This is a genomic window from Hymenobacter volaticus (genome assembly GCF_022921055.1).
Classification (GTDB): domain Bacteria; phylum Bacteroidota; class Bacteroidia; order Cytophagales; family Hymenobacteraceae; genus Hymenobacter; species Hymenobacter volaticus.
The window spans coordinates 157,239-170,935 of the sequence record NZ_CP095061.1 but is presented as its reverse complement, the minus strand read 5'-3'; the positions used below and the strand labels follow the sequence as shown (position 1 = coordinate 170,935).

13 protein-coding genes and 2 pseudogenes are annotated in these 13,697 nt (G+C 55.1%); 7 read left to right on the top strand and 8 right to left on the bottom strand.

Annotated elements, in window-relative coordinates:
• The first annotated feature begins 10 nt into the window (after positions 1–10).
• From MUN86_RS31005 to MUN86_RS00695, 3 genes are all read left to right on the top strand, one after another.
• The gene (locus tag MUN86_RS31005; protein ID WP_280640567.1) at positions 11–142 is read left to right on the top strand and encodes a hypothetical protein; all 132 of its coding nucleotides are present in this window, start codon (positions 11–13) and stop codon (positions 140–142) included.
• 262 nt (positions 143–404) lie between these two features.
• Positions 405–1,022, top strand: coding sequence for a phosphatase PAP2 family protein (locus MUN86_RS00700; RefSeq protein ID WP_245120635.1), 618 nt, complete (start codon positions 405–407; stop codon positions 1,020–1,022).
• 213 nt (positions 1,023–1,235) lie between these two features.
• The gene (locus tag MUN86_RS00695; protein ID WP_245120633.1) at positions 1,236–1,409 is read left to right on the top strand and encodes a hypothetical protein; all 174 of its coding nucleotides are present in this window, start codon (positions 1,236–1,238) and stop codon (positions 1,407–1,409) included.
• Positions 1,410–1,644: 235 nt separating this feature from the next.
• On the opposite strand, the gene MUN86_RS31565 is transcribed toward MUN86_RS00695, so the two are convergent.
• From MUN86_RS31565 to MUN86_RS00670, 6 genes and pseudogenes are all read right to left on the bottom strand, one after another.
• The gene (locus tag MUN86_RS31565) at positions 1,645–1,908 is read right to left on the bottom strand and encodes a sterol desaturase family protein (protein WP_311181766.1); all 264 of its coding nucleotides are present in this window, start codon (positions 1,906–1,908) and stop codon (positions 1,645–1,647) included.
• A complete protein-coding gene (locus MUN86_RS00690; protein ID WP_311181765.1) occupies positions 1,845–2,318 on the bottom strand; it encodes a sterol desaturase family protein in 474 nt (157 codons plus the stop codon). Before MUN86_RS00690 ends, MUN86_RS31565 begins: the two co-directional genes overlap by 64 nt.
• Positions 2,319–2,388: 70 nt before the next feature.
• Positions 2,389–2,910, bottom strand: coding sequence for a shikimate kinase (locus MUN86_RS00685; protein WP_245120631.1), 522 nt, complete (start codon positions 2,908–2,910; stop codon positions 2,389–2,391).
• A gap of 66 nt (positions 2,911–2,976) precedes the next feature.
• Positions 2,977–4,032 carry an ABC transporter permease gene (locus MUN86_RS00680; protein WP_245120629.1) on the bottom strand — a complete coding sequence of 352 codons (1,056 nt, stop codon included), beginning with the start codon at positions 4,030–4,032 and terminating at the stop codon, positions 2,977–2,979.
• Positions 4,033–4,091: 59 nt separating this feature from the next.
• Positions 4,092–5,192 carry a BT_3928 family protein gene (locus MUN86_RS00675; protein WP_245120627.1) on the bottom strand — a complete coding sequence of 367 codons (1,101 nt, stop codon included), beginning with the start codon at positions 5,190–5,192 and terminating at the stop codon, positions 4,092–4,094.
• A 165-nt stretch (positions 5,193–5,357) separates the two neighbouring features.
• Positions 5,358–5,926, bottom strand: a pseudogene (locus MUN86_RS00670) (DUF1599 domain-containing protein).
• Positions 5,927–6,073: 147 nt separating this feature from the next.
• On the opposite strand from MUN86_RS00670, the gene folP reads away from it, so the two are divergent.
• The 3 genes from folP to MUN86_RS00655 all read left to right on the top strand — a co-directional run bounded on the left by folP (position 6,074) and on the right by MUN86_RS00655 (position 9,845).
• On the top strand, positions 6,074–6,955 hold the full coding sequence (gene folP / locus MUN86_RS00665; RefSeq protein ID WP_245120625.1) for a dihydropteroate synthase: 882 nt from the start codon (positions 6,074–6,076) through the stop codon (positions 6,953–6,955).
• The gene (gene cdaA / locus MUN86_RS00660; protein WP_245120624.1) at positions 6,952–7,794 is read left to right on the top strand and encodes a diadenylate cyclase CdaA; all 843 of its coding nucleotides are present in this window, start codon (positions 6,952–6,954) and stop codon (positions 7,792–7,794) included. Before folP ends, cdaA begins: the two co-directional genes overlap by 4 nt.
• A 554-nt stretch (positions 7,795–8,348) precedes the next feature.
• Positions 8,349–9,845: a patatin-like phospholipase family protein gene (locus tag MUN86_RS00655; RefSeq protein ID WP_245120622.1), complete on the top strand. Its 1,497-nt coding sequence runs from the start codon at positions 8,349–8,351 to the stop codon at positions 9,843–9,845.
• 111 nt (positions 9,846–9,956) lie between these two features.
• On the opposite strand, the pseudogene kbl reads toward MUN86_RS00655, so the two are convergent.
• Positions 9,957–11,203 (bottom strand): annotated as a pseudogene (gene kbl / locus MUN86_RS00650) (glycine C-acetyltransferase).
• Between the two features lie 69 nt (positions 11,204–11,272).
• The gene (locus MUN86_RS00645; RefSeq protein ID WP_245120620.1) at positions 11,273–12,361 is read right to left on the bottom strand and encodes a patatin-like phospholipase family protein; all 1,089 of its coding nucleotides are present in this window, start codon (positions 12,359–12,361) and stop codon (positions 11,273–11,275) included.
• Positions 12,362–12,684: 323 nt separating this feature from the next.
• Between MUN86_RS00645 and MUN86_RS00640 the strand changes: the two genes are divergently transcribed.
• The gene (locus MUN86_RS00640; RefSeq protein ID WP_245120619.1) at positions 12,685–13,692 is read left to right on the top strand and encodes an NAD-dependent epimerase/dehydratase family protein; all 1,008 of its coding nucleotides are present in this window, start codon (positions 12,685–12,687) and stop codon (positions 13,690–13,692) included.
• Positions 13,693–13,697: the final 5 nt, after the last annotated feature.

Below are 13,697 nucleotides of genomic sequence, written 5' to 3'. Positions count from 1 at the left end.
CGAAACAACTGTGTTTTCAGCGCGTAGCATCAGCGTGTACACACTAGTTGCCGTCGGTTGCCTCGACCTCGAAATCATGGGCAACTACAACCCCCAGCTACTTGCTTCTCTCAATCCACTCTTCGAGTCAGGCGAAGTGTAGCTTTTGAGCGACCATACATTTTTCTCTTTTCCAGTACCTCTTTCTATTTTCTTAAGTGCTTTCAGTACGTTCTTTTCTAACCACTCAAGTTGCCACGCTTGTCTTGTGCGTTGGCTCTTTCTCTTCGGTTCAAGCGCAAATTTCTCCGCCCGCCGCTGCTCCAGACACACTGCATAAGTTCGAGAACCCGACAGCAGTATCGACTCCAACCTCAAAGCCTTGGTACAAGGGCAAGCTATTCAAAGCCACTATAGTGCCCGCTGTGCTTGTTGGATACGGCATCAGCACCATTAATGGCAACGGCTTCTACAGCAGCTACGATGCCCGGAATGATATCCGACGGCATTTCCCGAACTTTCATACCCGCGTTGACGATGCGCTGATTTTTGCGCCTTACCTAGAGCTGGGGGCCGTGGCGCTGGCTGGCGTCGAGTCTCGCGACGACCGGCTGAATACACTTCTTCTTATCGGCAAAGCTGAAGGCTTTATGCTGCTTACGGTGTTTGGTTTGAAGAGTATTACCGGGGTTACCAGACCCGATGCCTCCGACAATCAGTCGTTTCCGTCGGGGCACACGGCGCAGGCGTTTCTGGCCGCTAGCATCGTGCACGCCGAATTGCGCGACAAAAGCCAGTGGTACGGCATTGGGGCTTACAGCATTGCAACCAGCGTAGCCGCTCTACGCATGCTCAACAACAAGCACTGGCAAAGCGACGTGTTTGCGGGTGCCGGCCTCGGTATTTTGTCGGCGCATTTAGCTTATCTCTCGCACCGCAACCGTTGGGGCCGTAAGCCGCGGTTGCTGGAAGGCACCAGTTTTTCACCTATGTACAACCAAGGCGCTACGGGCCTCACTTTCACCTGGCGCCCGGTACGATAGCCTCGCCTGCTTTACTGATGACGCTAACGGCCCGAACGTTTGTACTTAGCCTGATACGCGTTAAGCGCATTCCAATCGTCTAGTTGGGCTTATATTACTGTTTAGGTTGGAGTTAGGAGTTGGGCTTGAACTCAACTTTTTCTGACGGACGCAGTATCTAGGGTAGTGCCCCGCACGGGGGCTATTTTCTCTCCCTACCTCAACCACGCTTCCATGACCGCCTATCGTTCTTTACTCGCTTTCTGCCTCATTGCTTTGTCGTTGACTGTTAGCAGCTGCGACGCCATTGGCTCTATTTTCAAAGCTGGCGCCTGGACGGGCCTCATTGTGGTTTTCCTGGTGGTCCTGCTGCTTTGGTTTATCGTCACCAAGATGCGTAGCCGCTAACGGACATACTGGCTAGTAGATTTATAAAAAAGGCGGCTCCTATACAGGAGCCGCCTTTTGCGTTTATGCTCTTATTATCAACAGCTTATCTATTTATTTTCTGCTACCATAAATAGCTGCACCGCGTAACAACGCCAAGTTCATTGCGGATATGGATAAGAACTAGATGCTGCTCTAAAAACACAACGACCTGCCAAGCATTTGACAGGTCGTTGTGTTGAAGAAGACATTAAAATTACTTCTTCGATTTTTCAGGCATTGTCCCGATGATATGGTCCCAAAGGGTGCTGCTTACGCCAAAAGCAATTTCGTCTTGGCGGTAGTGGTGCTGCGCGTGGTGAGTCCACCATACTTTCAAGAAGTTCTTTGGCGGTGCGTATACGTGAATGGCATAGTGCACAAACAGATACAGAGCATAACCGAACACGAAGCCAGCTAACACTCCAAATGCGGCGCTGCCAAAAACGAATTTGAAAATAAAGAACAGCAACGAAGCCACGAACACCGTGATGATGGGGGCATCGCCAAGCGAGTCTTGTCCTTAGGAAACTCGTGATGGACGCCATGCATGGTGTACTGAAACTTGATACGCCCCGGCGTAGTAGCCGGAATGTGGTACAAGTAGCGGTGCATGGCGTACTCCGCAAATGTGAACAAAAACCAACCACCCAAAAACTGCCCAAAAGCAGCTAATCCTGTAGCAAAGCCCTGCGTGATGCCATAGTATAGGCTAACAGCCGCAGTAACAATGAAAATGGATACCGGCAGCGCAATGTGCGTATGCGAAAGCCGCTCCAATACGGGATTTTGGAATAGTTGAGCCGAACCTTTGTGCTTAGGCTTCACATTCTCAGGAGCTTTAGCGGGTGTGGGGGTTGGCAGTGGGGAAGCCGCAGTTTCTGTTGACATCGTCGGTAATAGGCTTATTTCAGGGAGCAAAAGTACGCAACCTAGCGCAAAGGGTTCACCTTCTTTGATATCAGGCTGACGTTTGATACCGAACCAAGAGTTGACGCACCGCGGCTACTGTGCAGGTCGGACCTTCGCAACGCAGCGGAGCTCGGTCATAAAACTGTTTGCGTATCTGTAAAGTTTCGCGTAGTCGAGCTTCTAATGCCGCTTCATCGGGAAAAGCGGCTAGCAACGGCCGGCTTTTGGCCGCTGCCAAAACCCGGCCAACTAAAGTCGCAACGGGCACACTCAGATACAGAGTAAGCCCTGTTTCGAGCAGGACATCTACGTTGTCGTGGAAGCAGGGAGTGCCTCCGCCGGTAGCCAGCACCATCTGCGGATGATTTGCTACTACCTCGCGTAGTACGTCTGCTTCGCGCTGTCGAAAATACGCCTCCCCTTCTGCCTCGAAAATAGCAGGTATGCTACGTCCCTCCTGCCGGACCAATTCCTCATCTAGGTCGAGGAACGGCACCTCATAAGACGCAGCCAGCCCGCGTCCCAAGGTAGTTTTGCCAGAGCCCGGCATGCCAATCAGATATAGGCGCATTTGCTACGAATTAAATGATTGCCTTGGAAGAGACGAACAGCTACACCGCTAATTAACGAATCCGTCTTACCCCAGCCGCACCCGCGGATCTAGTAGAGCGTAGAGCACATCGACGGCAATATTGACGAGCACAAACAGGGCGGCAATAAAAATGGTGGAACCCATAACAACCGGAAAGTCCAGGTTTTCGACCGCGCGAAGTGTAACCGTGCCCAAGCCTTTCCAGTTGAAAATATACTCGATGAAAAAGGCCCCCGCCATCAACGACGCTAGCCAACCCGACACCGCCGTCACCACCGGGTTCAACGCATTCTTGAGGGCGTGCCCCATCACCGTTCGGTACCCCGACAAGCCCTTGGCTCGAGCCGTCCGAATGTAGTCTTGGCTAAGCACATCAAGCATCGACGACCGAGTGAGTTGCGTGATAACGGCTAGTGGCCTGATACCTAGAGCAAAGGCCGGCAACACGAGGTTGCGCAACACCAAATGCCGCCCCGTGAACGGGTCCGTTTCGTAGAGTTGCCCGGTTAGGTTAAGGCCCGTCCAGGAGCTCCAGTAAAAGCCGAAGGTGATGGCAATAAGGATACCCGCCACAAACGAAGGCACCGAAATACCTAATACGGATGTGGTTATTAATGCTCGATCGAGCCAGGAGTGCGGTTTGAGGGCCGCCACCACCCCGAAAGCAATACCCAATACTGCGGCTAGCAGCATAGCCGCTAGGGCAAGCCACAAAGTACCCGTAAAATGGTCCAGCAGGATGCTTAGTACTGCTTTATTACTCTGGAACGAGCGGCGCAGATACGGCTTTTTTAGCACCACTGCTTTCGTGCCAAGGGGCAGCAGCGTCACGCCTCCGTATTTGGCCACCCCCGCTGAATCGCGCGGGTGCACACCGAGGGGCGAAATATCGTTAAGGTAGCCGCCAAGTTGCACGGGCAACGATTCGTTGAGGCCGAGGTCGGCGGCAATAGCGGCGCGGGTGGCGAGGTCAGAGCGCTGGCCGGCTAACAAGGCTACCGGGTCACCGGGCAGCACCTGAAACAGAAAAAACACGGTGCACGCCACACCCGCCAATATCAGCAGGCCTTGGCCCAGGCGACGTAAGACGAAGGACAGCAAGTTATTATGGTTGGTTATCTGTTTTCAGGTATCGCCTAGCTATCGACTACTCGCCTGATTTACAATAGCTTCTCTATGTTCCCAATGGTGGGAATATCGTGGTAGTGGTACTTGCCTTTCACCGTGCCATTTTGCAGCAGCATCAACCCCGGGTTGGAGCGAATCATGGACTTGAGCACCGTGGCGTCGGCGTAATAGAAAGGCGCGCTCAGGTTCACGTCGTGGCGGAAGGCGTCGAAGGCGGCGGGGCTGCTGCTGGTGAGCACCAGCACGGATATTTTTCTGCGCGACTTCTGAGCGGCTGCAAACAAGTCGTTGATGAGCTTGAAACGGTCACGGTCGGCCTTTTCGGTGCCTTGCACAATCAATAGCAGGCGGTTGCCTTGCAATAGCTCCTGGGTGAAGTCGCCATCGTCGTTCCATACACGGAAATCGGTGATCTTAGGGCCAGCTTCCGGGTTAAGAGCCACCATCTGCTTGAACTTCCAGGTGGAATCGGTGGGGTATTCGGTGAAGTCCTTGCTTTCGCCGTTGCGCTCCATTACATACTTATAGCGTAGCGGCGACGAAGCCTTCATCAGCTGCCCGATGTTGTTGCCAACCTTATAAGGCAGGAAGTCGAAATACGGCAAGTGCCCGAGCGCCCGCACGCCAATACCAATGGCCACAGCCGAGGCAATAGTGATATACATAACGCCCAGCTGTCCTTTGGCAAATACCCGCCGTAGATAACGCTGATTGCGAAATACCACCACCCACAAGCCCAACAAGAACAGGTCTTTGAAGAATGAAGTCCACGGCGTGAGCTTGATGAAGTCGCCGAAGCAACCGCAGTCCGTGACTTTGTTGAACGCAGCCGAGTAGAAGGTCAGAAACCCGAAGAACACCAGCAGTACCAGCAGCACCCAGAGGGTTTTATTCAGCATCCAGCGTAGCAGCAAGGCCACCCCTAGTATCACCTCCAATGAGCTGAGCACGATGCTGAACGTGCGGGAATACGGTTTGAAAAACAGAAAGAAGCGGCCGAAATCTTCGGCAAACACCTCGAAATACTCTTCTAGTTTGAGGGCTGTACCCACCGGGTCGTTCTGCTTCACCAAACCCGAGAAGATGAATATCACGCCCAGCAACAGCCAGCAGATTCGGGTGATTTGTTTCATGAACTGCGTTAAGTAACTGAGTAGCAAGACGAGTAGTAGAACACAGATCGAACCTGGTTCTGGAACTGTCTGCTACAATTGAATTTATTTCAACGAATTATGCCAAGGCAGATACGCAAATGTAGGACGGATAGCCGAGTGGTACCACTCTCTATTTCACCCTTATTATGCGTTTCCGTTCCGTACGGAAGCTTCAGCGAATCCCTTCTTAATCAACACAAACACAGCATAGTTCAGCATGTCGCGGTAATTGGCTTCTACGCCCTCCGATACCTGCGTGCGGCCTGCCAAATCTTCGATCTGCTTGGTGCGGTGCAGTTTCATCAAGATGATGTCGGTGATGCTCTCGATGCGCATCTGCCGCCACGCCTCACCATAATCGTGGTTCTTGGCGAACAGCAAGCGGCGGTTTTCGGCAGTTTCCTGGTCGTAAGCGGCGGCTACATCGGCGGGGTCCAGGTCGAGGGTGCGTCGGGTGGCAGACGTAGCTGCATCAAGGCAATAACGCAGTAGTTGATAATGGCCACAAACTCACCGTCCACATTGTCGGCAACTAGTTGAGTGCCTTTCTCCTGGATACTGCGGATGCGCTGCGCTTTAATGTAAATCTGGTCGGTGATACTGGGCAGGCGCATAATGCGCCACGCTGTGCCGTAGTCGTGCGTCTTGGCCAAAAACAGCGTCCGGCACTGCTCTATTATCTGATCGTACTCGTGTTGGGTTTGATTCTCCAAGTTTTTACGCCTATTTTGTTGGGTGACGTCAAACGCGTCAGTAGCAAGAACGTCATTCTGCTCTGACGTCCCGCAGCAAGGAACTCACGGAAAGCCGGGAAGTCGTTGGAGCCGCTCAGATTTATTTATCGTTACCACCCAGAAACCATGCTCCAGACCTCGCAAGATACGTGTTTTCCGGCCGCGCAAACCTTGCGCTGCCCCGGTGGGCGCGTGCTCGATCTTAGCTGGCCGCGGGTGATGGGCATCCTCAACCTTACCCCCGATTCTTTTTTTGCCGGCAGCCGAATTCAGGCGCCCGACGATCTGCTGCGTCGCGCCGAAGTGATGCTGCATGCGGGGGCCGCCGTTCTGGATTTGGGCGGCTACTCGTCGCGGCCCGGTGCTGAGCACATCAGCGAAGACGAAGAAAAGCGCCGCCTGCTGCCGGCCGTAGAGGCGGTACGCCAGGCCTTTCCCGAAGCATTTCTCTCCGTTGATACGTTCCGGGCTTCGGTAGCCGCTGAGGCAGTGGCAGCCGGCGCCGACATTATCAACGACATCAGCGGCGGCTCTCTCGACCCGGATATGTTGCCCACGGCCGGCCGTTTGGGCGTGCCCTATATTCTGATGCACTTGCGCGGCACGCCTCAAAACATGACCCAGCACACGCACTACGAAGGCGACATTGTACTGGAACTGGTGCGTTATTTCCGCGACAAGCTGGTGGAACTCCGCCAGCACGGCGTAACCGATGTGGTACTGGACCCCGGCTTCGGCTTCGCTAAAACGCCCGCCCAAAGCCACGAGCTACTGCGGCGCTTGCCGGAATTGGCCGTGCTTGGGTTGCCTATTTTGGCGGGGCTTTCCCGAAAAAGTATGGTGTATAAGCCGCTTGGTCTCACGCCCGATGCAGCCCTTACGGGTACGGTTGCCGTCAATGCCCAGGCGGTACTCAACGGTGCCCGAGTGCTGCGCGTACACGATGTAGCCGAAGCCATCCAAACAATTCAGCTCGTTTCTCCCACCTTCCCACCCACCTCTCCGTGATTGGTTCTTTCAGCATCGGCTTCCTGCGCATTGGCTGGATAGACGTCGTCGACGTGCTGTTGGTCACGGTGCTGTTTTATCAGCTCTACAAGCTGTTAACGGGGAGTGTCGCGCTGAAAATTTTCCTGGGCTTCATGTCCATCTACCTGTTTTATCTGGTAGTGAAAGCCGTTGGCATGGAGCTACTGACCAGCATTTTAGGTCAGTTTATGAGCGTAGGCGTGCTGGCGGGCATTATCTTGTTTCAGCAGGAAATCAGGCGGTTTTTGCTGAACGTGGGCAAGGTGACGGCCTTCGAGCGGATGCGAAATTTCCCGTGGCGTCGCGACAACTCGGCGGCCGAGCGCATGAACATCACGCCCTTTGTGGAAGCCGCTAAGAGCTTGGCGGGCAAGAACACCGGAGCCCTCATTGCCTTCAACCTTGCCTCCGACCTCACGCCTTTTGCCAATTCCGGCGACCTGATAGATGCCACCGTAAGCAAGCGCCTGCTGATGAGCATCTTCAACAAAACCAGCCCCCTCCACGATGGCGCCGTCATCATCAGCCGGGGCCGGATTCAGGCGGCGCGCTGCATCCTGCCCGTGAGCGAAAACCCCGACGTGCCGGCGGCGCTAGGGTTGCGGCACCGGGCTGCAATTGGCCTTTCCGAAGTTACGGATGCGGTAGTGCTGGTGGTGAGCGAAGAAACTGGCCAAATGTCGTTGGTGCGTGGTGGTGAAGTGTTCCGCAACCTCGCCCCCGCCGACTTACGGACGCGCCTCAACGAGTTCTTGTTTGGTACGGCACCGAAGTCTACCACGGCTTCGGCATCCTCGGCGGCGGAAGTAGCAGCGTAGCCTTCAGCTCGAGCCTTTTAATTTTAGAGTCAGGTTTCTTTTCACTCTCTCGGAGCTAGTGCAGAAGACCCGTGCAATTCCATTACAAAGCACCAATGTATGGTAGTGGCAAGCACTGTACCGGGGGCTACCTATAGGTGAATACTTGCGGCAGTAGCTGGCAAAACTTGAACTAATCAAGTTGATTGTTTGACTATTATCTTATATTCAATAAATTTAATACATCAGTTGCCAATCACTGATGGCTAGCCCGCCCTACCGCTCCTCGGCGCAACGCACCGTGCGCTGATTATTGCCGCTTTATCGAGCGGCGTAGTGAAGTTGACTCTGTGTAGTTATCAGCAAATAGCTCTGCCCACAAGGCAAACGCTCCACCCCTTCTTGCAATGCTTTCATCTGGCATTACTTAGCTCGAATGCAGCAGCTATTGCTTAGCATAGCAACACGGACTTCAATACAACCAGTTGCTTGTTAGCTATTTGCAAATACAACTAGTGCTTTTTAAGCGGAGTTGTGCAACCACTATCGATATCCTACCCTTTATTCCTTTCCCGATGTCCACTCAATCTACTCTCATTGCAGAACCGGAGGTAGCAGCCTCGCCAAATCCGTTCATTAGCCAAGGAACAGTCCAAGATGCGCTACAGGAACTACAAGCCCTGCGCATGGACCCTGATTGGCGTATTTCCGACATAGTAGACGACGCCGGCAACCAGTATGTGGACTTCGTGCTGGAAGGTGGCGGCATGCTAGGCATTGCGCTAGCGGGCTATGTGTATGGGCTCGAAACAGCTGGAATCCGGTTTTTGCGCCTAGGCGGCACCTCGGCCGGGGCTATTGTAACGATGTTGCTGGCGGGCTTGAAACCGCGGCACGAAGCGGCCGGGCAGCAGCTGCTCGACATCCTGGCCCACCAAGACTTCTATGAGTTCGTGGACGGCGACGAAGACGCTAAGGACTTCACCAAAACGTTGCTCAACCGCGCCGAAACCCATAAAGGGCTCGGGGCTTGGCTGCGCAACAAGCTCGACATTGCGGCTGTGATAAACGATGGCCTACAGGTGATTGACAACTTCCGCGACCGACAAGGACTGCACCCAGGCCTTGAATTTCAGCAGTGGCTGCACAACCTACTGGTAAAAGCTGAAACGCATACCATCGAAACCCTGATCCAGCGCCGACGCGAGGTGCCGGCTGGTGGTCTCAAACGGCGCATACAGCAACCCAATGGCAGCGTGGCAACCGAGCCCTACGCCCCCGACGACTTGTGCCGCTTGGCTATAGTGGCCGCCGATATTACCACCCAAACCAAAGCAATATTTCCGGAAATGGCCCCGCTGTATTGGGCCGACTGGAAACAGGTATCGCCATCGGAGTTGGTGCGGGCTTCCATGTCGGTGCCGTTCTTCTTCGAACCCTACCGCATTCATAACCTGCCGGGATCGGAACCTGGTGCCTCCGATAAATACTTGGCTACGTGGCACGGCTTCGGTTACGTGGGTGCCAAGGTGCCCGAAACTGCGGTTTTTATGGACGGTGGCATCATGTCCAACTTCCCCATCGACTTGTTTCATAACAGCGAGAGGGTGCCGGAAGCTCCCACGTTTGGGGTCAAGCTGGGCATCGACCGCAACAAGCCGCAAGACACCGACACCTTCCTCCAAACGCTTGGCGCCATGTTTGATGCCACGCGCACCCAATACGATTTCGACTTCATCCAACGGAACCCTGACTACAGCCACCTCGTCCATTGCCTCGATGTGGAAAAATACAACTGGCTGGATTTCAGCATGCCTGAAGCCAAAAAGCAGGAGCTGTTTGCCATTGGAATACGAGGTTCGGTCAACTTCCTGCGCAAGTTCAAGTGGGAACCATACAAGCAGTTACGCTCCGCTAAAGCCGAATTAATAAAACAGTCGCAGCAACTGAACGAGATGGAGCTGCAAGCAAGCCCACAGAAGCGTACCGCTTTAACCAAGAAGGCTATAGGTGTGGAGTTAGACTGGCCCTGCGGCCGCCCAAAGTACCTCCACGATTCGCCGGCCACGTAGCATACCTGAGTTACCGGTACACAAGCAAGGCCCGAGCTACCACTACTATTTTGTACGTGGTAACTCGGGCCTTGCTTGTGTGTGAAGCTGCTTACTGTACAGCTATGTTCCTCAGGGAGTGTTGATAACCACCTGGCCGGCTTCCGATTTGGCGGCAGAGCGGTCCTTGAGCGTGCCTAGTTCTTGGCCGACTTCGATGAAGGCGTTGATGGCCTTGTCGAGATGTTCGCGGGTGTGGGCAGCGCTGAGTTGCACTCGGATGCGGGCCTGGCCCTGCGGCACCACGGGGTAGTAGAAACCCACTACGTAGATACCCTTCTCCAGCATCTTGGCGGCATACTCCTGGCTGAGCTTGGCATCGTAGAGCATGACGGGCACAATAGGGTGCTCGCCGGGCTTGATGTCGAAGCCAGCTTCCGTCATTTTCTGGCGGAAGTACTTGGTGTTCTCTTCTAGCCGGTCGCGGAGAGTGGTGCTTTCGGTTAGGAGTTCTAGCACCCGGAGCGAAGCGCCCACGATGGCCGGAGCCAACGTGTTGGAGAACAAGTAGGGCCGGCTGCGCTGCCGCAGCATCTCAATCACTTCCTTGCGGCCCGAAGTAAAGCCGCCCATCGCGCCGCCCAAGGCCTTGCCGAGCGTACCCGTAATGATGTCGACGCGGCCGAGCACGTTACGGTACTCGTGGGTGCCGCGGCCGGTTTTGCCGAGGAAGCCCATTGAGTGGCATTCGTCTATCATCACTAGGGCCTGATACTTATCGGCGAGGTCGCAAATCTTATCGAGTTGCGCGATGGTGCCGTCCATGCTAAACGAGCCGTCGGTGACGATGATGCGGTGACGGGCGCCTTTGGTTTGGGCATCTTGGAGCTGCTTTTCCAAGTCGGCCATGTCGTTGTGGGCGTAGCGGTAGCGCTGGGCCTTGCAAAGCCGTACCCCGTCGATGATGCTAGCGTGGTTGAGCGAGTCGGAGATGATGGCGTCCTGCTCGTTGAAGAGCGGCTCGAACACTCCCCGTTGGCATCGAAGGCCGCGGCGTAGAGGATGGTATCCTCGGTGCCTAGGAACTCGGCCAGCTTTTGTTCTAGCTGCTTATGAATGTCTTGCGTGCCGCAAATGAAGCGCACCGACGACATGCCGTAGCCGTGCGTGTCAATGGCTTCTTTCGCCGCCTTAATTACTTCGGGGTGCGAGGAAAGGCCGAGGTAGTTGTTGGCGCAGAAGTTCAGCACTTCGCCTCCCTCTTCTGTCTTGATTTCCGCACCCTGCGGTGAGGTAATAACGCGTTCCTTCTTGTAAAGACCGGCGTCTTTGATATCCTGAAGCTGCTTCTCGAGGTCGGGCTGGAGGGTGGTATACATGAAATAACGTGGTAAGGTGGTACTTGACAACAAAGATACGGGACTAGGGTTGCCGGTGGCCGAAGTAACCTATCTTCCGAAAAACGCCTGGACTCCTGCTTGGCCGCTGGCCACAAGTTGCTGCTTCTGCTCAACGGAAATGCGCTTGATTTTCGGGCTGAAGCCAAGGGTGCTGATGCTGACGGTGCGAGTCCAGTCTTCGGGGTGGGCGGGGTTCAGGTTTTCGATGGCGACGTTGTAGAGGGCGCCCACATAAGAGCCGAAATCCTGGATGGCGTAGGGGGCCAGTTGTTGCCGGCCGCCCGGCTGCGCGTCGTAGGAAAGCTGCTCAGCGCGGTCGAGGCGCAAGCCCAGGGTTTCAGGATTGAAGTTGCGCGCTTCTTGGGTGGCTGCTCCAGGTGCGGAAGCTGTACGATTGGCAACCGGAGCAACACTTGGCGACAGGTAGCGCGGGTGGTCGAAGAGGTAAATTGGGTAGTTAGCTAGCAAGCCGCCGTCCACTAATATGTCCACTTCCTGGCCTTTGGCGGGTTGGCGCACCACGTGGCCTTGCTTGTCGAGCAGCACAGCGCGGAAGTACAGCGGAATACTCATGCTGATACGAACAGCGTCGGCTACGCGCAGATCGGGGTGGGTTTCGTAGCTGAACACCTGCGTGCGCTGCGTAGTGAGGTTGGTGCCCGTAGTGTACAGGTCGCGGTAACGCATGGGCTGCTGCTCGGCGAGGGCGTGAAGTTGACCTAGCGTGAGGTCGGGATTTGCGGTTTTGCGGGCCACCAGTTCGCTTAGGTATTTCGTGAATTGGTCGCCGCGGTACCAGCCGTATTGCTTCACGAGCCGCGTGCTGCCGCCGAAGAAAATAAGTCGGCCATCGTTGAGGCGCTGCACCGGCGTGTTGTTGACTACCTCAATGATTTCGGCGGGTGCGTAGCCCACGGCCAGCAGTGCCGCTTGTATCGCGCCGGCCGACGTGCCTCCTACTCGCTTAATGCCCGCTAGCACGCCTTGCTTTTCCAGCTCAGCTAATGCGCCCCCGTAGGCAATGCCGCGGATGCCGCCTCCTTCCATCACCAGGTTTCGATATACGGGTTGGGCTGGTTGGGCCAGCGCCGTACGCACCCCGCCGATTAACAGAAAAAACAGCACAGAAAAACGCATACACCGCACCACTATTAAAACGTATTGCTTAAAGAAGAGCGTTTTCCAGCCAGCTGGATACCTGCTTAAAGATAGGATATCCAGAGAACGACGAAAGTTGCGTTAGGCTACTCTAGAGCCGTCAACCTTACTCGCCTGATGCGAATCTTACCAGTAAATCGAGCTTTTTATTGAGATGATCGTCTAGGCGATGTATGCAACTAAGATTGAACTGTTCAGTTCCGTGAAGTGGCTAACAGCCCAACGACCAAACCATGACAGCCCGTTATCTTTGCGGCCTGATTCCCCATCTGTATTCCCCATCCGTCCCTGAACTTGTTTGCATGGAAACCACGTCTCGCACCGCCGCTACCGCTGCTGATACTATTCTCGTTATTGGAGCCGGCGGCCAACTAGGGCTGGAGCTGACTCACGAACTACGCCAGCTGTATGGCGCTTCCAACGTAGTGGCTGCCGATGTGCGGGAGCCCAAAAACGACGAAGTGCAGCAAGCCGGCCCTTTCGAGCTGCTCGATGTGCTCGACAAACCGCGGTTAGAAGACGTAATCCGGCACTACAAGCCCAAGCAGGTGTACCATTTGGCAGCGCTACTGTCGGCCACGGCCGAGAAGAACCCGAAATTCGGCTGGCAGTTGAATATGGATGGCTTGTTTAATGTGCTTGATGCGGCCATCGACCTTGGCGTGCAGCAAGTGTACTGGCCTTCGTCCATTGCGGTATTTGGCCCCGATACGCCCCGCCACAACACGCCGCAGCTAACGGTAATGAATCCCAACACGGTGTATGGCATCAGCAAGTTGGCCGGCGAACAGTGGTGCGAGTGGTACTTCCGCAAACACAAACTCGATGTGCGCAGTCTGCGCTACCCTGGCCTCATTGGCTACAAGAGCCTACCCGGCGGTGGCACCACCGACTACGCCGTCGATATCTACCACAAAGCTGTGGCCGGTCAGCCTTACGAGTGCTTCCTGAAGGCAGACACTTACCTGCCGATGATGTACATGCCCGACGCCCTGCAAGCCACGCTCGACTTGATGCACGCCCCCGCCGACGGCCTCACGGTGCGCTCAAGCTACAACCTCGGCGCCATGAGCTTTTCGCCCGAAGAAGTGGCCACTAGCATCCGCCGCCACTACCCCGATTTTCACATCAGCTACCAGCCCGATTCGCGCCAGCAGATTGCCGATTCTTGGCCCGCTAGCATCGACGATGCGCAAGCTCGCAAGGATTGGGGCTGGCAGCCGCAGTTCGATTTAAACAAAATGACCGACGACATGCTGCTGCACTTACGCCTGCGCCAGCCCGTGGCCGAAGCCATTCACGTAGCTTAAGTTTC

What these genes read in the sequence shown, in the direction of transcription:
- MUN86_RS00695 (WP_245120633.1), top strand. Translation starts at nt 1,236, where the DNA reads ATGACCGCCTATCGTTCTTTACTCGCTTTCTGCCTCATTGCTTTGTCG.
- MUN86_RS00690 (WP_311181765.1), bottom strand. Translation starts at nt 2,318, where the DNA reads ATGTCAACAGAAACTGCGGCTTCCCCACTGCCAACCCCCACACCCGCT.
- MUN86_RS00685 (WP_245120631.1), bottom strand. Translation starts at nt 2,910, where the DNA reads ATGCGCCTATATCTGATTGGCATGCCGGGCTCTGGCAAAACTACCTTG.
- MUN86_RS00675 (WP_245120627.1), bottom strand. Translation starts at nt 5,192, where the DNA reads ATGAAACAAATCACCCGAATCTGCTGGCTGTTGCTGGGCGTGATATTC.
- folP (WP_245120625.1), top strand. Translation starts at nt 6,074, where the DNA reads ATGCTCCAGACCTCGCAAGATACGTGTTTTCCGGCCGCGCAAACCTTG.
- MUN86_RS00655 (WP_245120622.1), top strand. Translation starts at nt 8,349, where the DNA reads ATGTCCACTCAATCTACTCTCATTGCAGAACCGGAGGTAGCAGCCTCG.
- MUN86_RS00645 (WP_245120620.1), bottom strand. Translation starts at nt 12,361, where the DNA reads ATGCGTTTTTCTGTGCTGTTTTTTCTGTTAATCGGCGGGGTGCGTACG.
- MUN86_RS00640 (WP_245120619.1), top strand. Translation starts at nt 12,685, where the DNA reads ATGGAAACCACGTCTCGCACCGCCGCTACCGCTGCTGATACTATTCTC.